The 20165-nt window shown below is 62.3% G+C and carries 18 protein-coding genes, 4 tRNA genes and 2 pseudogenes; 8 read left to right on the top strand and 16 right to left on the bottom strand.

Annotation, left to right across the window (positions count from 1 at the left end; all coding sequences use genetic code 11):
* Nucleotides 1-17: 17 nt before the first annotated feature.
* The 4 genes from lpxK to IF690_RS09660 form a co-directional block, all read right to left on the bottom strand.
* The gene (lpxK, locus tag IF690_RS09675) at nt 18-1028 is read right to left on the bottom strand and encodes a tetraacyldisaccharide 4'-kinase (protein ID WP_202699891.1); all 1011 of its coding nucleotides are present in this window, start codon (nt 1026-1028) and stop codon (nt 18-20) included.
* Complete coding sequence (gene pocB / locus IF690_RS09670) at nt 1028-1456, bottom strand: flagellar polar localization protein PocB (RefSeq protein WP_023968417.1); 429 nt, start codon at nt 1454-1456, stop codon at nt 1028-1030. The genes lpxK and pocB overlap by 1 nt, the downstream gene beginning before the upstream one ends.
* A complete protein-coding gene (pocA, locus tag IF690_RS09665; protein ID WP_023968416.1) occupies nt 1453-2088 on the bottom strand; it encodes a flagellar polar localization protein PocA in 636 nt (211 codons plus the stop codon). Before pocA ends, pocB begins: the two co-directional genes overlap by 4 nt.
* Nucleotides 2089-2190: 102 nt before the next feature.
* Nucleotides 2191-4422: a DNA internalization-related competence protein ComEC/Rec2 gene (locus IF690_RS09660; protein WP_202699890.1), complete on the bottom strand. Its 2232-nt coding sequence runs from the start codon at nt 4420-4422 to the stop codon at nt 2191-2193.
* A gap of 147 nt (nt 4423-4569) precedes the next feature.
* Here IF690_RS09660 and IF690_RS09655 point away from each other — a divergent pair, with 147 nt between their 5' ends.
* Entirely contained in the window at nt 4570-5085 is a 516-nt protein-coding gene (locus IF690_RS09655) for a DUF2062 domain-containing protein (RefSeq protein WP_202699889.1), read from the top strand.
* Nucleotides 5086-5133: 48 nt separating this feature from the next.
* Here IF690_RS09655 and IF690_RS09650 read toward each other — a convergent pair whose 3' ends face one another.
* The 4 genes from IF690_RS09650 to IF690_RS09635 all read right to left on the bottom strand — a co-directional run bounded on the left by IF690_RS09650 (nt 5134) and on the right by IF690_RS09635 (nt 8300).
* Entirely contained in the window at nt 5134-5913 is a 780-nt protein-coding gene (locus IF690_RS09650; RefSeq protein WP_007931651.1) for an ABC transporter permease, read from the bottom strand.
* Entirely contained in the window at nt 5910-6842 is a 933-nt protein-coding gene (locus IF690_RS09645) for an ABC transporter ATP-binding protein (protein WP_009047814.1), read from the bottom strand. Before IF690_RS09645 ends, IF690_RS09650 begins: the two co-directional genes overlap by 4 nt.
* A gap of 132 nt (nt 6843-6974) precedes the next feature.
* Complete coding sequence (locus IF690_RS09640; RefSeq protein ID WP_202699888.1) at nt 6975-7598, bottom strand: glutathione S-transferase family protein; 624 nt, start codon at nt 7596-7598, stop codon at nt 6975-6977.
* 42 nt (nt 7599-7640) lie between these two features.
* On the bottom strand, nt 7641-8300 hold the full coding sequence (locus tag IF690_RS09635; protein WP_202699887.1) for a transglutaminase-like domain-containing protein: 660 nt from the start codon (nt 8298-8300) through the stop codon (nt 7641-7643).
* 246 nt (nt 8301-8546) lie between these two features.
* Between IF690_RS09635 and IF690_RS09630 the strand changes: the two genes are divergently transcribed.
* Complete coding sequence (locus IF690_RS09630; RefSeq protein ID WP_202699886.1) at nt 8547-10994, top strand: acyl-CoA dehydrogenase; 2448 nt, start codon at nt 8547-8549, stop codon at nt 10992-10994.
* Nucleotides 10995-11077: 83 nt separating this feature from the next.
* Complete coding sequence (locus IF690_RS09625; protein ID WP_007931642.1) at nt 11078-11485, top strand: PA2817 family protein; 408 nt, start codon at nt 11078-11080, stop codon at nt 11483-11485.
* A 76-nt stretch (nt 11486-11561) separates the two neighbouring features.
* Here the strand turns inward: IF690_RS09625 and IF690_RS09620 are convergent, their stop codons facing one another.
* A complete protein-coding gene (locus IF690_RS09620; protein ID WP_009047810.1) occupies nt 11562-12545 on the bottom strand; it encodes a LysR family transcriptional regulator in 984 nt (327 codons plus the stop codon).
* A 91-nt stretch (nt 12546-12636) separates the two neighbouring features.
* Between IF690_RS09620 and IF690_RS09615 the strand changes: the two genes are divergently transcribed.
* From IF690_RS09615 to IF690_RS09600, 4 genes and pseudogenes are all read left to right on the top strand, one after another.
* Nucleotides 12637-13263, top strand: a complete 627-nt coding sequence (locus tag IF690_RS09615; RefSeq protein WP_202699885.1) for an alanyl-tRNA editing protein — start codon at nt 12637-12639, stop codon at nt 13261-13263.
* Nucleotides 13264-13364: 101 nt separating this feature from the next.
* The gene (locus IF690_RS09610; RefSeq protein ID WP_202699884.1) at nt 13365-14135 is read left to right on the top strand and encodes a 2OG-Fe(II) oxygenase; all 771 of its coding nucleotides are present in this window, start codon (nt 13365-13367) and stop codon (nt 14133-14135) included.
* Between the two features lies 1 nt (nt 14136).
* Nucleotides 14137-14775: a LysE family translocator gene (locus tag IF690_RS09605; RefSeq protein WP_202699883.1), complete on the top strand. Its 639-nt coding sequence runs from the start codon at nt 14137-14139 to the stop codon at nt 14773-14775.
* 173 nt (nt 14776-14948) lie between these two features.
* Nucleotides 14949-15157 (top strand): annotated as a pseudogene (locus IF690_RS09600) (hypothetical protein); the annotation flags it as partial.
* A 67-nt stretch (nt 15158-15224) separates the two neighbouring features.
* On the opposite strand, the gene IF690_RS09595 reads toward IF690_RS09600, so the two are convergent.
* From IF690_RS09595 to IF690_RS09575, 5 genes are all read right to left on the bottom strand, one after another.
* The gene (locus IF690_RS09595) at nt 15225-16439 is read right to left on the bottom strand and encodes a sugar transporter (RefSeq protein ID WP_202699882.1); all 1215 of its coding nucleotides are present in this window, start codon (nt 16437-16439) and stop codon (nt 15225-15227) included.
* Between the two features lie 281 nt (nt 16440-16720).
* Nucleotides 16721-16796: transfer RNA gene (locus IF690_RS09590), tRNA-Gly, on the bottom strand.
* A gap of 3 nt (nt 16797-16799) precedes the next feature.
* Nucleotides 16800-16875: transfer RNA gene (locus IF690_RS09585), tRNA-Glu, on the bottom strand.
* Between the two features lie 104 nt (nt 16876-16979).
* Nucleotides 16980-17055 (bottom strand) — tRNA-Gly (locus IF690_RS09580).
* Between the two features lie 2 nt (nt 17056-17057).
* Nucleotides 17058-17133: transfer RNA gene (locus tag IF690_RS09575), tRNA-Glu, on the bottom strand.
* 365 nt (nt 17134-17498) lie between these two features.
* Between IF690_RS09575 and IF690_RS09570 the strand changes: the two genes are divergently transcribed.
* Nucleotides 17499-18269, top strand: a complete 771-nt coding sequence (locus tag IF690_RS09570) for a hypothetical protein (protein ID WP_202699881.1) — start codon at nt 17499-17501, stop codon at nt 18267-18269.
* Nucleotides 18270-18356: 87 nt separating this feature from the next.
* Here the strand turns inward: IF690_RS09570 and IF690_RS29285 are convergent, their stop codons facing one another.
* Together IF690_RS29285 and IF690_RS29280 are read right to left on the bottom strand one after the other, a co-directional pair.
* The gene (locus IF690_RS29285) at nt 18357-19061 is read right to left on the bottom strand and encodes a methyl-accepting chemotaxis protein (RefSeq protein ID WP_502710178.1); all 705 of its coding nucleotides are present in this window, start codon (nt 19059-19061) and stop codon (nt 18357-18359) included.
* A 207-nt stretch (nt 19062-19268) separates the two neighbouring features.
* Nucleotides 19269-20165 (bottom strand): annotated as a pseudogene (locus tag IF690_RS29280) (methyl-accepting chemotaxis protein); the annotation flags it as partial.

Here is a 20165-nt window from a genome sequence, read left to right as displayed (position 1 = left end):
TCCCTGGATAGAAGCGTTTAAGGCAAAAGACGAGCGGGCAACAGGCGCATCAGCTGTGTATCGAACCAGGCCACGAAGGCCGGGGATGGCACAGCATCCACCGCCAGGTACCACCAGTCGGGAGCCGCGAAGGCACGGCACTTCACCGCATCCTTTTCGGTCATGACCAGCGGCAGCGACGGGGTGAAACTCAGCGCCTGCGCACTGTATTCGGCGTGGTCGGCGAAAGCATGCGGGACAGGCCGCCAGTGTAGCGTTTCAAGGGTAGTGAAGAAACGTTGCGGATTGCCGATACCGGCCACTGCGTGTACCGCCTGCCCCGGCGCGAAGTGCTCAAGCCCATGGCGTTCGCCGCTTTGCAGATTGACCAGGGCGGTGGGCGCCAGGCGAAAGGCGAACCCCTCCTCGCGATCGTCGCTGGCGCCGTTGTAGAGCACCGCGTCGACGCTTTGCAGGCGCTCGACCGGCTCGCGCAACGGCCCGGCCGGCAGGCAGCGCCGGTTGCCCAGCCCGCGCGCGGCATCGATCAGCACCAGTTCAAGGTCGCGGGCCATGCGGTAATGCTGCATGCCGTCGTCGGAAAGAATCAGGTCCAGCGGCTCGGCGGTCAGCAAGGCCCGCACGGCGCGACTGCGGTCGGGATCGATCATCAGCGGCACGCCGGTGCGCTGGACAATCAGCAAGGGTTCATCGCCCGCGACATCGGCGCTCTGCTCGGCGGCAACCCGCCATGGCAATTGCGGCGGCTTGGCGCCATAACCACGGCTGACCACGCCGACCCGCAGCCCGCTGCGCTGGCAATGCTCGATCATCCATAGGATCAGTGGCGTCTTGCCAGTGCCGCCCACGGTGATATTACCCACCACCACCAGCGGCACCGGCGGCTGGTAGACATGGCCCTCACCGGCCAGGAAGCGTTGGCGCTTGCGCACCACCACCCGGCGATAGAGCCACTCCAGGGGCTGCAGCAGTTTCAGCGCGGGGTGGCCGTTGTACCAGGCAGCGAGCAAACGATCGGACATGGCCATCAGGGTGCTGGCGCCGCCTCGACGGTGGTCATGCGCAGATGACTGAAACCGAGCTTGCCGGCGGCGTCCATCGCGGTAATGACGGCCTGGTGCTGGGCCTTGCCGTCGGCGCTGATGGACAGCGGCAGGTTGGTGTCACCCGCCGACTCCTTCTGCAAGGCGTCGATCAGGCTGGCCAGGTCACTCTTGGGCAGTACCTGGTTGTTCACCGAAAACACCCCGTCGGCGCTGATGGCGATATCCAGCTGTTTGGTCTGCTGGTCTTCGGCCGGTGAACCGCTGACAGCCTCTGGCAATTCGACGCGCAACTGGGTTTCCCGGGTAAAAGTGGTGGTCACGACGAAAAACAGCAGCAGGATAAACACCACGTCGATCAACGACGCGAGGTTGATATCGATGGTTTCCCGTGGCTTGCGACGGAATTTCACGCTTTGCCCTCGGCCAGATCGACGTCGCGGTCGCCCTGCACCACTTCGACCAGCTTGATGGCTTCCTGCTCCATGCCAACGACGAGTTCATCGACCCGGCGTTGCAGGAAACGATGGAAGAACACCGCCGGAATACCGACCATCAGGCCGGACGCGGTGGTGATCAGCGCCTTGGAGATACCACCGGCCAGCACCGCGGCGTTGCTGGCCATGCCCGAGCCCATGAATGAGCTGAAAATATCGATCATGCCCAGCACCGTACCCAGCAAACCCAGCAACGGCGCCATCGCGGCGATGGTGCCAAGGGCATTGAGGTAGCGCTCCAGTTCATGAATGACCCGGGCGGCGGCTTCCTCGATGCACTCTTTCATGACCTCGCGGCCATGCTTGGAGTTGGCCAGGCCAGCGGCCAGGATCTCGCCCAGGGGTGAATGGGCGCGCAGTTCCTTGAGCTTGTCCTTGTTCAGCTGTTTGTCCTTGATCCAGCGCCACACCTGGCCCAGCAGATGTGGCGGGGTAACGCGGCTGGCCCGCAGGGTCCACAGACGCTCGGCAATGATGCCGACCGCGACAATGGAACTCAGAATGATCGGCAACATCATCCAGCCGCCGGATTTGACCAATTCCCACACAGTGACAGTCCCCTCGAAAAAGTGCGCCACTCTAACATAGGGGCCGAATGCACCGAAGAACCTGATGTCGCATGCCTCCAGGCTTTAATAACTCCCGGTTATTTAAGGAGATAGTGGCCATTTGCGCCAAAAGCGCCGCTGCGCCCGCAGGCTCGTCGGTTCGGTGTAGGTACCCAGCATCAGCCGCAGCGCTCCTTGCTCCGCGCTGTCGTAAATGACGGTCCCTTGCTGGCGATAACGTTCGACGACTTGCGAGTGTGGATGCCCGAAGCCATTGCCGTGCCCCCGGGAAATCAGCACCGCCGAAGGCGCAAGAGCCTTGAGCAAGACAGGGGACGACGAGCTGCGACTGCCGTGATGCGGCGCCTGCAACCAATGGGTCTTGACGGCCAGCGAGGTGTTTAACAGCGCGCGCTCCGCCAGGGCATCGATATCCCCCGTCAGCAGCAAACGCTCGCCCTTGGCCTCGACCTGCATCACGCAGGACTTCTGGTTGCCGTTCTGCGCATCCGCCCATTGCCACAGGGAAAAACGTACCCCGTCCCATTGCCATTGCTCGCCGCTGACGCAAGGCTCTGCCGGCAAATAGGCCGGCAATCCCTCGGGATCGCCGCTGACCAGCCTGGCCACCGGCAAGCCGCGCTGGATGGCATCGGCGCCACCGGCATGGTCGGCATCGGCATGGCTGAGCAACATCAGGTCGAGGCGCGCGACGCCCAGCTTGCGCAACGATGGCAGTACCACCCGGGCACCCAGGTCGGAGTCGCCAAAACGCGGGCCGGCGTCGTACAGCATCGCGTGCTCGCGAGTCCGCACCAGCACCGCCAAGCCTTGCCCGACATCCAGCTGCCAGACTTCCGCCTCGCCGTATGGCAGCGTGTTTTTCGGCGGGAACACCATCAACAGCAGCATCGGCCATCCCAAGGGACGCAGCGGCACCCCCGCGGGCAGCAACAGCAGAAAGGCCCCCAGCGCGCTGATGCTCCAGGCCCAGAACGGTATGGCCGGAGCTACCCATGCCGGCCATTGTGCGGCCAGCAGCGCCAGACCGCGAAACAGCACATCCAGCAAACCACCGGCGAGCCAGAGCAAGCCTTCGCCCAGGTAAGGCACCGCCAGCAACAAGGTCCCGAGCAACGCCGGCGGCAGCACCAACAGGCTGATCCAGGGTTCCGCCAGCAGATTGGCCAGCGGCCCGCTGAGGCTGATGGGCAACCCCAGCGCCAGCAGCACCGGGCACAGGCCGATGGCGATCAGCCACTGAATACGGGTCCAGGACTGCCACCAGCGCCAGCCCCCCAGACGCCCGCCAAAGATCAGGATCAGCACCGCCACCGCAGTAAAGGACAGCCAGAATCCTGGCTGCAGACTGGCCAGCGGCTCTAACAACAGCACCGCATTCAGAGCCAGCAGGAACGGCCACCAAGCCCCCAGGTGACGAAAACGCAGGCGCCAGATCAGCACCAGGGCGACCATTACGCAGGCACGCCGAACCGGTACATCGAAGCCCGCCAGCAATCCGTACCCCAGGGCCGAAGCGAACGCCAGCCCACAGGCCCAGGGCAGCCAGGGCCAACGACCGGGCCACAGGCCATAGCGGGCCAGCCCCGCCACCAGGGCGTACATCACCGCGGCCAGCAAGCTGATGTGCTGCCCGGAAATCACCATCAGGTGCACGGTCCCGGTGTCCTGCAGGACACGCCAGTCGTCCCGGCTCAACCCCGAGCCGTCGCCCAGTACCAGGGCCACCAGGCCACCAGCGCGCCCATGGGCGTCGACTTGCAGCAAGCGCTGGCGAATGCGCGCACGCCAACTCTCCGGTGTAGCAGCCAGCAGTTGTCCATCCTTGACCGTGCCCGTGGCGCCGATGCGCTGGGCCAGCAGCCAGGCCTCGTGATCGAAAGCCTGCAGGTTGACCAGCCCGGCGGGGCGCTTGAGTTTTACCGCCAGGCGCCAGCGTTCGCCGCTGTGCACCGGCGGCCCGCCATACCAGGCCAGGCGCAGACGCTGGGGAATCCGTCCGCGCCGCGCCCGTCCTCCTTCCAGCTCGAAACGCAACACCCCCTCGGCCTGCTGCGGCAGTCCCACCACCTGGCCCTCGAGCCAGCGGGTCTGCCCATCGAGCGGTTCCGCCAAACGATCGTCCAGCGCCCATTGCGCGCTCACGCAAGCCCACGCCAGGCCCAACAGGAAAAAAGCCAATGGATAGGTACGAAACGGCAGCAGCATCAAGGCCACTGCCGGCAGCACTACCAGCCATCCGATCGCTGGCAGCGCCGGCAAAAAGCGCAGGCTTAAAAGCCCCGCCGCCAACGCTAGCATCCCTGTGCGCATAAGCCCGTCCTTGAGCATTGTCGAGGGTTCCCACTCTCAGGCTTAGCTCAGTGGGCCGGGCGCCAGCTTTATCATTTGTCACAAAGTCTGAATGGGCGCCTTCTAGAATCCGGGCATACTTGCCGCTTGAACTGACCGAGAAGCCTTATGCCCCGGCACCTATTCAAACGTTACATGCCAGATCCGACCAGCATCAGGGAACACAAGTCCTTACGCTTTCTTGGCACGTTGCTGCATGACCCCAACCTCTGGCACCTCAACCGACACTCCGTGGCGCGTGCCATGGCGGTCGGCCTGTTCGCGGCCTTTATGCCGATCCCGGCGCAAATGTTGCTGGCCGCCGTGCTGGCCATTTCCGTGCGCGGCAACATGCCGATTGCCGTGAGCCTGGTCTGGCTGACCAATCCGATCACCATGCCGCCGGTGTTCTTCTGCACCTATCAGGTCGGTGCCTGGTTGATGAACATACCTGCCCGGACCCTACCCGACGAGCTGACCTGGGAATGGATCAGCGGCGAACTCTCGACCCTCTGGCAACCCTTCCTGTTGGGCTCGGTGGTGGCCGGCCTGGTGCTGGGCGCCCTCGCCTATTGCCTGACCATGCTGTACTGGCGCTGGTGGGTCAGCCGGCAATGGCGCCGCCGCAGGCAGAGCCGGCTGTAGAAACGCAAACGGCCTCCCGAGGGAGGCCGTTGTTATTTCTGCACGGGCTTACTGGCGCATGCCACGACCGCTGACCAGCAGGCGGGCACAACCGAAGTACAGGACCACGGTGGCTACCAGCATGAAGGTAATGGCCACGCTGATCTGGATGTCGGAAACCCCCAGGATGCCGAAACGGAACGCATTGACCATATGCAGCACCGGATTGGCCAGCGACACCGTCTGCCAGAACGGCGGCAGCAGGGTGATGGAGTAGAACACCCCGCCCAGGTAGGTCAGCGGGGTCAGCACGAAGGTCGGGATGATCGAGATATCGTCGAAGTTGCGCGCAAATACCGCATTGATAAAGCCCAGCAACGAAAAGATGGTCGCGGTCAGGACCACCACCAGCAAGGTAATGCCCAGGTGATGCACTTGCAGGTGGGTGAAGAACAGCGACAGCAGCGTCACGATCACGCCCACCGCCAGCCCCCGCAACACGCCACCCAGGGTATAGCCGATGAGGATGGTGTGCGGCGATACCGGCGACACCATCAATTCCTCGATGGAGCGCTGGAACTTGCTGCCGAAGAAACTCGAGACCACGTTGCCGTAGGAGTTGGTGATCACCGACATCATGATCAGGCCCGGCACAATGTACTCCATGTAGGTGAAACCACCCATGTCACCAATCTGCCGGCCGATCAGGTTGCCGAAGATCACGAAGTACAGAACCATGGTGATCGCCGGCGGCAGCAGGGTCTGCGGCCAGATCCGGGTAAAACGCCGGACTTCGCGATAGACGATAGTGTTCAGCGCGACAAGGTTGGGCCGTAGCTCGGAACTCATACCGCCACCTTCGACAGGTTTTTCTCCACCAGGGACACGAACAACTCCTCAAGGCGATTGGTTTTGTTACGCAGGCTCAGCACTTCGATGTTCTGCTGGGCCAACTGGCTGAACAGCGCGGTGATACCCACTGCCTTGTCGACCTGGACTTCCAGGGTGTGGCTGTCGACCAGCTTGCTCGGATAGCCGATCAGTTGCGGCGCCACCTTCATGTCAGTCTTCAGGTCAAGCAGGAAGGTTTCCACATGCAACTGGCTGAGCAACTGGCGCATGCTGGTGTTCTCGACGATGGTGCCGTGGTCGATGATGCCGATGTTGCGGCACAGCTGCTCAGCCTCCTCCAGGTAATGGGTGGTGAGGATGATGGTGATGCCTTTCTGGTTCAATTCGGTGAGGAAGGTCCACATCGAACGTCGCAGTTCGATGTCCACGCCGGCGGTTGGTTCGTCGAGGATCAACAGGCGCGGTTCGTGCACCAGGGCGCGGGCGATCATCAGCCGGCGCTTCATGCCGCCGGACAGCGAGCGCGACGGCACATCGCGCTTGTCCCACAGCCCGAGCTGAGTCAGGTACTGCTCGGCCCGCTCCTTGGCGACCTTGGTCGGGATGCCGTAGTAACCGGCCTGGGTCACGACGATGTCGAAGGTCTTCTCGAACTGGTTGAAGTTGAATTCCTGCGGCACCACGCCGATGCAACGCTTGAGCGCGGCGGGCTCGCGGTCCAGGTCATGGCCGAAGACACTCACCGTGCCGCTGGTCTTGTTCACCAGGGTCGAGAGGATGCCGATGGTGGTGGATTTGCCGGCACCGTTGGGGCCGAGCAAGGCGAAGAAGTCACCTTCGGCGACATCCAGATCGATACCACTCAAGGCCTGGAAACCGTTGCCGTAGGTTTTGGTTAGCTGCCGGATGGACAGAGCGGAACTCATATCGGATTTACGCACCAAGAAGGGAGAACATTATAAGTAAGGGCGACTCGCCTACATTGCAACGGCGCCGCATGCACCCAATGGTGCTTGCCGACGCCGCACAAGTACAGTCACCTGTGTTGATAGTCAGTATTAAGTCAACGCGGTCATCACTGCCTTGCGATAGGCCGGACGCTGCTGCAAGCGTGCGTACCAGGCTTGCAGATTAGACAATGGCGGGCGCTCGATGGGCATTTCGAACCAGGCATAAATGAAGCTGCCCAGGGGGATATCGCCCATGCCGATTTCGTCGCCGGACAGGTAGGGATGTTCGGCCAGGGCCTGGTCGACCACCGCCAGCAATTCGCCGCAGCTGTTCAGCGCGGCATTGATCTTGTCCCAGTCCTGCTGCTGCGCCGGTGTGCGCAGCACACCCCAGAACAGGTGGCGGAAGGGTTCGGCAAAGGTCGAGGTGGTCCAGTCCATCCACTTCTCGGCCGAGGCCCGCGCCCGCACATCGTCCGGGTACCAGGCCGTACCGGCGGCATGGCGCGCGGCGAGATAACGCACGATGGTGTTGGATTCCCACAACACGAAGCCGTCGTCCTCGATCAGCGGAATCCGCCCATTGGGGTTCATCGCCCGATACGCCGGGGTGTCCACCACTCCAAAGGCCCCCCCGGCATCCACCGCCTCGTAGGTCAGGCCGAGTTCTTCGGCGCACCACAATGCTTTCCTGACATTCGACGAGTTTTTCCGCCCCCAGATCTTCAGCATGACCGCTCCTCAGTGATGAATGCCGAGGCAGTCTACGCCGGATCAGACCTGGCTCAAATCACTCTGCATGTCGCCCAGCAGCATCGGCATCTGCTCGGCGAACAGATGCGGATAACACGTTTCCAGGTGTTTGAAGAAGAAAGTCTCGGGGACGTCGGCGAATTGTCCGTGGTCCAACACGTATTCCATCATCTGCTCGCCCTGGCGATTGAAGGGGTGGAATACGCTGTCGTGGCGGCCATCGAATTCCAGAGGCGCCACATCGTACATCTCGCAGAGTTTCCGGTTGAACGCCGGTGTCGCCTTGACCCAGCGCCCTTGCAGGTACAGCTCGGTATAACCGTGCATGGCAAAAACGTCACTGCGCAGCAACTCCAGCAAACGCGGGGTCGACAGGTGATTGCGCACGTCCGCCAGGCCGATCCGCGCGGCGATCCCGCAATGCCGCGCACAGCCGGCGAGCAGGGTGGCCTTGGGCACGCAGTAGCTTTCGCCAGAGGCCAGGGCATGGCTGCCACGCAGGGTCTCGGGATCGCGGCTGAAGGTGTAGGGGTTGTAGCGCACGGCCTCGCGCACCGCGTAATAGAGGCTCACCGCCTGCTCCAGCGGATCGTTGCTGGCGCCACGATGAGTTTCCGCGAACTCCACCACCGCGGGGTGGTCACTATCGATGAAGCGGCTGGGACTCAAGTACTCGTGCATGGGGATGATCTCCGAGTGAAGTCCCGAGTCTAACGACGGCCTCATCCCGGCGATAACGACGTTTCGGCCAAATATCAGAGGCTACCGCTTCGAGCCTGACAAGATCGACAAGCTGCTGACCCGATGCCTGACGCGCTGCGTCCGCTTCTTCTTACCGCTTCAAGCGCACTGCCCTGTCACCCCTTTTGTCGGATGCCGACTAAGCTCTGAGGGTGATTTTGCCCCTGGCTTCACGGAGGATTAAATATGCTGTTGTTGTGGATACTGGTTCTGCTGGTCGGTATTGCCTACCTGGCCCACCGCCGCATCGCCCCCCTGCCCGCCCTGGGCGTGGTGGCCGTCTACCTGCTGGCCATGGGCGCCTTCAGCCATGCGCCGGGCTGGTTGCTGCTGATCCTCTGGGTATTGCTCGCCGCGGTGGCAGCGCCCTTGCTACTGCCCGACCTGCGCCGCAAGTACTTCAGCGCCCCGCTGTTCAGCTGGTTCCAGAAAGTCCTGCCGCCGATGTCGCAAACCGAACGCGATGCCATCGATGCCGGCACAGTCTGGTGGGACGGTGAACTGTTCAGCGGCCGTCCGGACTGGGACAGACTGCTGGCCTACCCGAAAGCGCAACTGAGCGAAGAGGAACAGGCCTTCATCGACGGCCCTACCGAAGAGCTGTGCGCCATGGTCAGCGACTGGCAGATCGGCCAGTCCATGGACCTGCCGCCCGCGGCCTGGGAGCACATGAAGCAACACGGCTTCTTTGCCCTGATCATCCCCAAGGAGTTCGGCGGCAAGGGTTTCTCCGCTTATGCCCACTCGCAAGTGGCGATGAAACTGGCGACCCGCAGCGGCGACCTGGCGTCTACCGTGATGGTCCCCAACTCCCTCGGCCCGGCCGAGTTGCTGCTGCATTACGGCACCGACGAACAGCGTAACCACTACCTGCCGCGGCTGGCCCGTGGCGACGACATCCCATGCTTCGCCCTGACCGGCCCGCTGGCCGGCTCCGACGCCGGCGCCATGCCCGATACCGGGGTGATCTGCAAAGGCCAGTGGCAAGGCAAGGAAACCATCGGCCTGCGCCTGAACTGGGAAAAGCGCTACATCACCCTGGGCCCGGTCGCCACCCTCCTCGGCCTGGCCTTCAAGGCCCACGATCCGGACCACCTGCTGGGCGAGGATGAAGACCTGGGGATCAGCCTGGCACTGATTCCGACCGACACTCCCGGCGTGGAAATCGGTCGCCGCCACCTGCCGCTCGGCGCCGCCTTCATGAACGGCCCGAACTCTGGCAAGGACGTGTTCATTCCCCTGGACTTCCTTATCGGCGGCCAGGAAATGCTCGGCAAGGGCTGGATGATGCTGATGAACTGCCTGTCGGTCGGTCGCTCCATTTCCCTGCCGGCCGTCGGCACCGGCGCCGCCAAGTTCACCAGCCTGGTGACCGGCCAATATGCCCAGGTGCGCGAGCAGTTCAACGTCCCGCTCAACGCCTTCGAAGGCATCCAGGAAGCCCTGGCCCGGATCGGTGGCAACGCCTGGCTGATGGACAGCGCGCGTATGCTCACGGCCAACGCCGTCGACCTCGGGGAAAAACCCTCGGTGCTGTCGGCCATCCTCAAGTACCACCTGACCGAACGCGGCCGCGAGTGCATCAGCCACGCCATGGACGTGCATGGCGGCAAGGCCATCATCATGGGCCCGAACAACTACCTGGGTCGCAGCTGGCAAGGCGCGCCGATCTTTATCACCGTGGAAGGCGCGAACATCCTCTCGCGCAACCTGATGATCTTCGGCCAGGGCGCCATTCGCTGCCATCCGTTCGTGCTCAAGGAAATGGCCCTGGCCGATCGCGAAGACCACGAGCAGGCGCTGGTCGAATTCGACGGCCTGCTGCTCAAGCACATCGGTTTTGCCGTGAGCAACGCAGCCAGCACCCTGGTGCTGAACTTGGGCCTGGGGCACTTGGAACAGGTGCCGGGGGACAAGCTCAGCCAGGGTTATTTCCGCGCCCTCAACCGCCAGGCCGCGGCCTTCGCGATGCTGGCCGACCTGAGCATGATGCTGCTGGGCGGCGAACTGAAACGTCGCGAACGCCTGTCGGCACGCCTCGGCGATGTGCTCAGCCATATGTACCTGGCCTCCGCCGCCCTCAAGCGCTACCACGACCTGGATTCGCCGGAGCATCTGCGGCCGTTGTTCACCTGGGCCATGGAAGAAAGCCTCGGTCAGTCGGAACGGGCGCTGGACGAACTGCTCGACAACTTCCCGAACCGGGTGCTGGGCTGCCTGCTGCGGGGGGTGGTGTTCCCATTCGGCCGCCGCCACAAAGGCCCGTCCGATCAACTGGACGCCGAGGTCGCCGAGGTCATCGGTCGGGCCAAGGGCGACCCGACCCTGGAAGAACTGCTGGCTGGCTGCTACCGCCCACAATCGGCAGAGGACCCGGTCGGCGCCCTGCAGCAGGCCTTCGACTTGTTGAGCACCAGCCATCCTCTGCAGAAAAAACTGCACGAAGCGCTGAAAAGCGGCCAGGTCAAGCCGGTCGCCGGCGAACATGCCATCGACGCCGCGCTGGAAGCCGGCGTGTTGCAACCGGTGGAAGCCCAGACCCTGCGCGAGGCTGAAGCCGCCCGACGCAAAGTCATCGACGTCGATGACTTCGCCAAGGAAGAGCTGACCCTGAGCGAAGGGAAAACCCGCTAAGGCACAAGACCGCAGGCGGATTATGAAACCGGGCGCGGGAGCTATATACTCCCGCGCCCGTTTTGCTGTTGAGGACTCATGTCATGTCCAACGTCGTCGCCGATCATCTCGTCCTGCTCGACCATTTGCGCAGTATCCTGGTCGCAGTGGGTGAAGCCGAGCAGGTTCCCGAAGAAAGCCATGCCTTGTTCCTGGAACGCTTCGACGAACTGCGCGCCTCGCTGCCGATCGACCCGATCGAAAGCCAGTACCTGGGCCAGGATCTGCTGTGCCAGGTGATGCAGCGTTATCCCCAGGTCGCCCATCTGGTACCCCGCGACCTGCTGTGGTTCTTCGCCGGGGATTGCCTGCACTACATGCCCGACGAAGAAATCGACCTGTACCAGGCGCTCGAAGAGCGCCGCTACGAGGCCGAGCAGAACGATGAGCCGTTCGACTGGAACCAGGAAAAGCAGCTGTTGGCGCTCTCCGCCCAGGACAGCAAGCACTGAGTCCCGCCCGGACACTACAAAGGCCCGCACGGTTGAACCGGCGGGCCTTTTGTTTTTCTGCCCATGAATGGCGGGCTCAGCCGGCGCCATCGCCTTCGGGCTGTTCGTAGCCTTTGGCTTCCTGCTTGCCCTGCCGGCTCAAGGTCGGCTCCTTGGCCAGGCACTCCACCAGGTAATCGATGAATACCCGCAGTTTCGGCGGCAGGTAACGGGTCGGCGAATGCAGCAGCCAGGCACCGCCATGATAGGAAGCGAGAAACGTCCAGTCCGGCAGAACCTGCACCAGCAAGCCTTGTTCCAGGGCATGCCGCGCCGTGAAGTACGGCAGGCTGCCGATGCCGATATGCTCCAGCACCGCCCCCAGCCTTACCCCGGTGTGATTGGCCGCATAACGCCCACGCACGCCGACGGTCACCGACTTGCTGCCCTTCTTGAACTTCCAGCGTGCGTCGCTGGGGGTTTCACCCAGGTAAATGCAACTGTGGTTGAGCAGATCATGGGGATGGCTCGGCGTCCCGTGCTCGGCCAGGTACTGCGGCGTGGCGCACAGCATATGGTCGATGGTCAGCAACTGGCGCCCGACCAGCCCCGCCGGAGGTCGATCGGTGATGCGGATGGCCAGGTCCACATTGTCGTCGATCAGGTCGATATTGCGATCTTCCAGCAACAGCTCGACATCGACCTTGGGATAGCGCCGCAGAAACTCGGGCATATAGGGATGCACGACAAAACGCCCCACGGCCTTGGGCACGCTGACCCGCACCAGCCCTTCGGCCTCGTGGGTGAACTGACCGCTGATTTCCATCACCGACTTGGCAGCGCTGACCATCTCGCTGCAACGCTTGAACACCTCCTCGCCCCCTTCGCTCAAGCGCAACTTGCGCGTGGTGCGTTGCAGCAGGCGAATCGCCAGCGCTTTCTCCAGCCGGGAAATGCTGCGGCTCACCGCCGACGGTGAAGAGCCCAGCTGGCGGGCGGCTTCAGAGAAACTGCCGACCTCGACGACCTTGACGAAAATCGCCATTTCACCCAGCAGCGGAAGGGGAAGATTTATGCTCACAGCACAACAGTCCTTTGAGGTTTGAACGGATTATCACGCAATTCCGTCGCACCATATAATTAAAAAAGACATTTTAATAAGGGCACGGAATATGACGCTTCGCCTCTTTTTTCATAATGATGAACTCAAGGCCAACGTTGAAGTGCTCGAATGCACCCCGCAAGACAACGAATTCGCGGTGGTCCTGCGTGCCACGATCTTCCATCCCCAAGGTGGCGGCCAACCCTGCGATACCGGCTGGATCGGCGACAGCCAGGTATTGCGCGTGGTCCAGGAACCCGAGCGGATCGTTCATTACGTCAGCCAGCCGGTGCAACCGGGCATGGTCCAGGTCCAGGTCGATGAACAGCGCCGCCAGTTCAATACCCGCATGCACTCGGCCGGGCACCTGATCGGTCATTTCGGCGAAACCCGCGGCTGGGTCCCGGTCAAGGCCCATCACTGGCCTGGCGAGGGCCGCGTGTCCTTCAAGCCCGGCGACAGCCCGCAGGAACTCGACGTCGACAGCCTGCAGAGTGGCATCGATCACTGGATTGCCGCCGACCTGCCGCGCCTGGTCTCGCTGCGTGAAGGCTCGCGGGAAATCGGTTTCGGCGAGCTTCCCGCCTATGGTTGCGGTGGTACCCACGTGAAGCGCCTGAAGGAATTGGGCAGCGTCACTATCGCCTCCCTCTCGCAAAAGAAAGGAATGCTTTCGGTTCACTACCACGTGGACTGATTCATCGGCGGTGTCGCCTTGCACATCACGCGACGCATCGCCTGACACAGGGGAAACCCGCGTGCGCGGGTTCGACGATTATCGGATAGAGGGATCTGCAGATGATGCTTGACGTCGAGCGTCTCGATGAGACGTGCATAAAGAAACTGGCCCAGGAACAAGTGCTCGCCCTGCGCATCAAGAACTTCCTGCCGCACACCCAGGCGATCCAGTTGGGCGACAAGATTCTCGCTCCCGGCTTCGAGGGCTACATCAACGCCCCCAGCATCGGGCGTATCGGCATGGCGTTTTATGAAGCGGAAAACCAGCCGCTGTTGATCGAGGACTATTTCGAGCGCGCCACCGCCAACATCGACGAACTGCGTTCGCGTTGCGCCCCCTACGCGTCTCCTGTCGACACCCTGCGCTGCATGCTCGACGAGTCCTGGCCCGCTGGCGCCCACCTGGAAAACCTGTACGGGCGCAAGATGTACGTCGGCCTGTCACGGGTGGTGAAGCCCGGCGTGTGCTTCCTCGCCCATCACGACATTTTCGCCAAGGACGCCCCCGACAGCTTCCAGGCCCACAGCCTGGAAGCGCAGTTTGCCTGCAATCTCTACCTGAACATGCCCGAGGCCGGCGGCGCCCTGCAGATGTGGGATCACGATATTTCCCCGGATCAGTTCGACGAGATGCGCGGTGACAGCTACGGCATCGATCCCGCCCTGCTCGGCACGCCCTCGCTGGAGATCCGCCCGGAGCCCGGGGATTTCATCATGTTCAATTCAAGGCGCATGCATGCCGTCACTCCGGGGGTGGCCAACCCGCGCCTGAGCCTTTCCTTTTTTGTCGGCTATCGCGGCAGTTCGTCCCCCCTGACCTTCTGGAGTTGAAATGCTTTCCAACTATCTAGGCGAATTCCTGGCCCTGGCCACCATCCACTTTCTCGCCGTGGTGGCTCCTGGGCCTGACTTTGCCGTGACCATCCGCCAGAGCGTGCGCTTTGGCCGGGTGGTCGGGCTGTGCACGGCCATCGGCATTGGCGCGGGGATTTCCGTGCATGTGCTGTACACCCTGCTGGGAGTCGGAGCACTGATGCACACCACGCCATGGCTGCTGAACGTGGCCAAAGTGGTGGGCGGTGCCTACATTCTCTATCTCGGTGTCAGCCTGCTGCGCAGCAAGCCCAAGACTTCGATCGAAGGCAGCGATGCGGGCAACGATCAGGCACAGCGGCAGACCTTGCCCAAAGCCTTCATGACCGGTTTCCTGACCAATGCCACCAACCCCAAGGCCACGCTGTTCTTCCTGGCGATTTTCACCACGGTGATCAGCGCCACCACCCCCCTCAAGGTGCAAGCGCTCTACGGTGTGTGGATGTGTTGCGTGAACGCGCTGTGGTTCGTGATCGTCGCGCTGTTCTTTTCCAGCCCGCGGGTGCGCTTGTTGTTCATGCGCATGGGCCATTGGTTCGAACGGACCATGGGGGTGATCCTGATTCTGTTCGCCGGGCGCCTGATCCTGTCGATGTAAACCGCCCAACGCCCTGCTCGATCGAGCCGCCGGAAATCCGAAAGACTCGGTTTCTCGTTCAACCAAGACCACCTGATGGGCTCCAGATCGTCCAGTGCGCTGATGGCCAGGACATCTGTTACCCATGGGTGCGAGCGGAACTGCGATACCCAGCTGGTCGGCGTCGGCCTGAAGTCGCGCAGGGCGCGGGCAAGGACTTCAGCGTCAACTTCGACGGCAATGGCCTGCTCAACCTGCAGGTGAACGGTACCGTGGTGGATGCCCTGGTGCAGAACGGTGGCCTGCTCAAGGGCGACGGCAACCAGCCAGCAGCCTGCTGAAAAGCGTGGTAAGCAACCAGGACGTGATCGAGGCCAAGACCTTGCAGAACAAGGCCGTGAAAAAAAGGGGGCAATGATTCCGCCGAATCATTGCCCCTCTGGCGCCTCTCAACACCCTCCTCTCGGGCGCTACTTCTCGACCACGGCATCAGCACAGTCGGTGTCCGAAACGCGGGACCGGGCGAGGCGATAGATGGATGCGCAGTAGAACAGCAGCGCCAAGGTCGCCAGCAAGCCGCCGGCCAAACCGATATAGGCGAACCCGAGCTGGCTCCCTACCCAACTGCCAAACAACGCACCACCACCAATGCCGATGTTGTAGATCCCCGAAAACAGCGCCATTGCCACATCGGTAGCGTCCGGAGCGAGCACCAGGACCCTGGACTGCAAGGCCAGCCCGAAGCCCATGATCGCCATCCCCCAGATCAGGCTGAGCCCGCCCAGATACGAGACCTCACCGCTCAACGGCAACAGCAATGCCAGGCACAGGATGAGCGAAGCCACCGTCACCAGCAGAAAGCGCTGTGGGCTGTAGCGGTGAAACCTGCTGAACAGTAGCGAGCCGAAAATACCCGCCCCGCCGAACAGCAGCAGGATGAGGGTCACCACATCGCCACTCAAGCCGGCCACCCCCTTGATGAAAGGCTCGATGTAGCTGTAGGCAGTGAACTGCGCGGTAACCACCAGGGCCGTCAACACATAGAGCGCCACCAGCGCAGGCCGCTTGGACAATACCGGCAGGCTCCTGAGAGAACCCGAGTTCTGGCTGGGCAACAACGGCAGGCTCCTGGCCAGCCAGAACACCAGCACAGTGGCCAGGCCAGCGATCACGATAAAGGTGGTGCGCCAGCCCATGGCCTCGCCCAGCAACCTACCGAGAGGAATACCCAGCACCATCGCCAGGGAAGTACCGGTGGCCAGCAAGCCCAGGGCCTGGACCTGTTTTCCCGGTGGTGCCAGACGCACCGCCAGGGATGCGGTGATGGACCAGAACAGCGCATGGGATAGGGCCACACCGATCCGGCTCAGCAACAGCATGCCGAAACTCGTGGCCAGCCCCGACAGGATATGACTGGCGATGAACATCCCGAACAGCACGAGCAACAGCTTGCGCCGCTCGACGTTACGCGTCAGCAGCATGACCGGCAGCGAAGTCAGGGACACTATCCAGGCATAGAGGGTGAGCATCAGGCCGACCCGGGCCGTCGACAGATCGAAGCTGCTGCCGATCGAGCTCAACAGCCCGACGGGAACGAACTCCGTGGTGTTGAACACAAAGGCCGCCAAGGCCAGTGCAATGACCGCTCGCCAATTACCCTTAGTTGTCGCCACGGAGATACTCATTAAAAGGTTGCATCACTCTATCGATGGTCAATCAGGTCCAGACCTTCGCAAACCCCGTGCCAGACGCACATTCACAAAGGTTGGGTGCACGGTCAGGAGCATACAGGCGCCGAACAGCATCTGCGCAGCGTACAGGACAAGGGGAAAAGCAGCGTCATCCCGAGGCTACAAGGCCCCATGGGCCGAATCTCGGTCACTGCCGACAGAAACGAAAAAAAGGGTCCCGAATGGGACCCTTTTTCGATGGACTACAGACCTTTGACAATCTGTAGCTCTATGTTTGGAGCGGGAAACGAGACTCGAACTCGCGACCCCGACCTTGGCAAGGTCGTGCTCTACCAACTGAGCTATTCCCGCAAATGGCGTCCCCTAGGGGACTCGAACCCCTGTTACCGCCGTGAAAGGGCGGTGTCCTAGGCCACTAGACGAAGGGGACACGCTACCCGGAACACATGGTGTGTGTTTCGGTGTCCAGATCCGCATCCTAAGACGTGGTTCTGGTTTCACTCAGCCCCGCCCGAAAGCAGTGCCGTTTAAAATTGGAGCGGGAAACGAGACTCGAACTCGCGACCCCGACCTTGGCAAGGTCGTGCTCTACCAACTGAGCTATTCCCGCATTGGCGTCCCCTAGGGGACTCGAACCCCTGTTACCGCCGTGAAAGGGCGGTGTCCTAGGCCACTAGACGAAGGGGACACACTACAACATTCACTCCCTGCCGCGTTTCGCTGTGTGCTTTACGCTGCAAGTGGCGCGCATTCTATGGATGGATTGGAAGGTCGTCAACCCCCTGATATAAATTTATTTAAATCAATGACTTCGGGGTGGTTTGCGAGCCCTTTCGGGCATTTGTGCAGCCTGTGCCTTGACGCCTATATTCTGACACTCGACAAGGCGCTATAGTCCACATTCTTGGGTGATGGCAATATGAGGCCATCCAGAGATTTCCTATATAAGCAGAGAATCGGCCTGTTTCTGCTCGTCGACCTGCGCTAGGCGCCCCAAGGCTAAGTCACTACACTCGCCACTCGTACGCGAACCCCAGAAAGAGGTCTTACACGGTGACACCACTCATGATCACCCTGCTAGTAGTAGCCGGGATCGTACTATTGATCGCCATTGGCTACATGAACCATGTGGTGGAAAACAACAAACTGGAAAAGGCCCGTACCAAGGTCGAACTCAATGACCGCCTGCGCCGCTGCGGCGAAATCACCGAGACCTTCCCCGGCCAGTTCATGTCGCCGGCGCTCAAGCTGCTGATAACCCGACTGGAGCTCAACGTCGTTCAGCGTCTGTTGAACCTGAACAAGTCCGATGCCACGCTCAAGGCGCGTATCGCCGAATTGAACGCGCTGGTCGGCCAGGGCGAATCGATCCCGGTCAGCAACCCGCCCTGCCCGATCCAGACCGAAGTCAAGGCCAAGGACGTGCGCTTTCTCCTGGAAGCGCTGCATGGCCAGGTGACGCGCGCCGCCCAGGACGGTTTCCTGCCGGCCAATGAAGCCAAGCACTGGATCAGGGAAATCCGCCACATCCTGGTGCTGCTGCACATCGAGTTCTTCAACAACCTCGGCCAGTACGCCCTGCAGCAGGAACAACCCGGCCAGGCGCGCCTGGCGTTCGAGCGTGGCGTGCAGTACCTGCGCAAGCAGCCGGACCCGGCGGTCTATCGGGAACAGCTGGAGTACCTGGAAAAACTCCTGGCCCGCTCCAACGCGATGGTGTTGACCAACATCCAGCCGGTCGAAGGCGAGGTCAACCAATTGACCGAAGGCCTGAAGGTCGTCGAAGCCGATGCCGACTGGAAGAAGAAAGCCATTTACGACTGACCGGCAACAGCCGCGCGAGCCACTCGCGCGGCACGGTCGATAAGGCTGCGCCCCTGGCGGCGCAACCTGTAGCAAGCACCCACGGCATTACAACCGGAAATGCCCGACCATCCCCTTCAACTCCGCCCCCAACTGCGCCAGCTCGATGCTCGACGCCGCATTGCCCTGCATGGCCAGTGAGGATTGATCGGCGCTGGCGCGAATGCTGGTGACGCTGCGGTTGATCTCTTCGGCGACCGAGCTTTGTTGCTCGGCGGCCGCGGCGATCTGCTGGTTCATCTGTTGAATCAGCGACACCGCCGTGGCGATGCTGCCCAGCGCGCTTTCGGTCTGCAATGCATCGCTGACCGCCAGCTTGACCAGTTCGCCGCTGCTCTGGATCTGCTGCACCGAGGACTGCGCCGCCGAACGCAGGGCACTGACCAGGCGCTCGATCTCTTCGGTGGATTGCTGGGTGCGCTTGGCCAGGGCCCGTACCTCGTCGGCGACCACTGCAAAGCCCCTGCCCTGCTCGCCGGCACGCGCCGCTTCGATGGCCGCGTTCAGCGCCAGCAGGTTGGTCTGCTCGGCGACGCTCTTGATCACGCTGAGCACGGTGCCGATGTTCTGGATCTCGGCGCTGAGGCTTTCGATGCTGGCGCTGGCGCCGGTGGCCGAATCCGCCAGTTGTTCGATGCGCTGCATGCTCTGGCGCACCACCTGCTGGCCGCTTTCGACCTTGTCGTCGGCAGTCTGCGCCGCTTGCGCCGCTTCTTCGGCGTTGCGCGCGACATCGTGCACGGTGGCGGTCATCTGGTTCATTGCCGTCGCCACCTGCTCGGTTTCTTCCTTCTGGCTGCTGACCTCCAGATTGGTCTGCTCGGTCACCGCCGACAGCGACTGGGCGGAGCTGGCCAACTGTTCGATGCCCGCCTGCAGGCCGCTGACAATACCGCTCAGGCCGCTACCCATCTGTTGCATCGCCAGCATCAACTGGCCGATTTCATCGCGGCGCGTCACCTCCACCGTAGCGCTCAGGTCGCCGGCGGCGATCTGCTGCGCCACGCGCATCACGCTGCGCAGCGGAGTGACGATCAAGCGGGTAATGATCCAGGCCGCCAGCACGCCCACCAGCAACGCCAGGGCCGAGGAAGCGATGATCAGCAGCGAGTTCTTTTTCAGCTCCGCCTGCATCGACTGATCCTGCGCGCCGTATGCCTGATCGACCCGCTCCATCACTTGCGCGGCGCGCTCATGCAACTGCTGATAGACCTTTTTCTCCTGCGCTAGCAAGCCGGTGTATTCGGCGAGCTTTTCGCTGAAGCCACCGATATGCCCGACCACCTCGTTGAGCACGGTCTGATAACCGGCGTCCTTGACCACGGTCTTGAGCTGCTCGGCCTGGGCCAGGGCCTGGTCGGCCTGTTCGATCTTGCCCTGCTCGACCTCTTCCTCGCCCTTGCGGCTCTGGTCCAGGCGTACCCGGGCTTCGTTCATGGCTTGCAGCATCAGGCGCGAGACCTGGCTGACCTGACTGGCCTGCTCGACGAACTCGCTGCCCTCCTTGCCGGCGGACTCCTTGAGGCTATAGGTGCCGTCGTCGGCCAGACCGGCCTGCAGCACATCGAGGTTGTTGGCCACGCTGGACACCGACCAACTGGCCATTTCCAGCGCCAGGTCCTTGGCCTGGGTCAGCTCGACGAACTCGTCGAAGGCCTTGCGGTAAGCCCCCAGCGCCTGCTCGACGTCGGTCATCACCGGCACGTTCGCCGCCGAGCGCTCCTTGAGCTGCGCCGCCAGCCCCAGCAGGCCATCGACGCCCTCGTGCAAGGCGTCCGCGGTTTTTGCGTCGCCGTGCAAGGCATAGTTCTGTTCGAGCAGACGGACCTTGAGCAGACCGCTGTTGAGCGACGACAT

The organism is Pseudomonas sp. SK3(2021) (assembly GCF_016772375.1).
In the GTDB taxonomy this organism is placed as follows: Bacteria; Pseudomonadota; Gammaproteobacteria; order Pseudomonadales; family Pseudomonadaceae; genus Aquipseudomonas; species Aquipseudomonas chlororaphis_I.
Note: the sequence above shows the minus strand (reverse complement) of the source record. Positions and strands in the feature narration are given on the sequence as shown.

Excerpts from the sequence above, each read along its gene's own strand:
- IF690_RS09640 (WP_202699888.1), bottom strand. The coding sequence starts at position 7,598 with ATGCTGAAGATCTGGGGGCGGAAAAACTCGTCGAATGTCAGGAAAGCA.
- IF690_RS09605 (WP_202699883.1), top strand. The coding sequence starts at position 14,137 with ATGCTTTCCAACTATCTAGGCGAATTCCTGGCCCTGGCCACCATCCAC.
- IF690_RS09615 (WP_202699885.1), top strand. The coding sequence starts at position 12,637 with ATGACGCTTCGCCTCTTTTTTCATAATGATGAACTCAAGGCCAACGTT.
- IF690_RS09625 (WP_007931642.1), top strand. The coding sequence starts at position 11,078 with ATGTCCAACGTCGTCGCCGATCATCTCGTCCTGCTCGACCATTTGCGC.
- IF690_RS09660 (WP_202699890.1), bottom strand. The coding sequence starts at position 4,422 with ATGCGCACAGGGATGCTAGCGTTGGCGGCGGGGCTTTTAAGCCTGCGC.
- lpxK (WP_202699891.1), bottom strand. The coding sequence starts at position 1,028 with ATGGCCATGTCCGATCGTTTGCTCGCTGCCTGGTACAACGGCCACCCC.
- IF690_RS09645 (WP_009047814.1), bottom strand. The coding sequence starts at position 6,842 with ATGAGTTCCGCTCTGTCCATCCGGCAGCTAACCAAAACCTACGGCAAC.
- IF690_RS09595 (WP_202699882.1), bottom strand. The coding sequence starts at position 16,439 with ATGAGTATCTCCGTGGCGACAACTAAGGGTAATTGGCGAGCGGTCATT.
- IF690_RS09650 (WP_007931651.1), bottom strand. The coding sequence starts at position 5,913 with ATGAGTTCCGAGCTACGGCCCAACCTTGTCGCGCTGAACACTATCGTC.
- IF690_RS09630 (WP_202699886.1), top strand. The coding sequence starts at position 8,547 with ATGCTGTTGTTGTGGATACTGGTTCTGCTGGTCGGTATTGCCTACCTG.
- IF690_RS29285 (WP_502710178.1), bottom strand. The coding sequence starts at position 19,061 with ATGACCGCCACCGTGCACGATGTCGCGCGCAACGCCGAAGAAGCGGCG.
- IF690_RS09655 (WP_202699889.1), top strand. The coding sequence starts at position 4,570 with ATGCCCCGGCACCTATTCAAACGTTACATGCCAGATCCGACCAGCATC.
- IF690_RS09635 (WP_202699887.1), bottom strand. The coding sequence starts at position 8,300 with ATGCACGAGTACTTGAGTCCCAGCCGCTTCATCGATAGTGACCACCCC.
- IF690_RS09610 (WP_202699884.1), top strand. The coding sequence starts at position 13,365 with ATGATGCTTGACGTCGAGCGTCTCGATGAGACGTGCATAAAGAAACTG.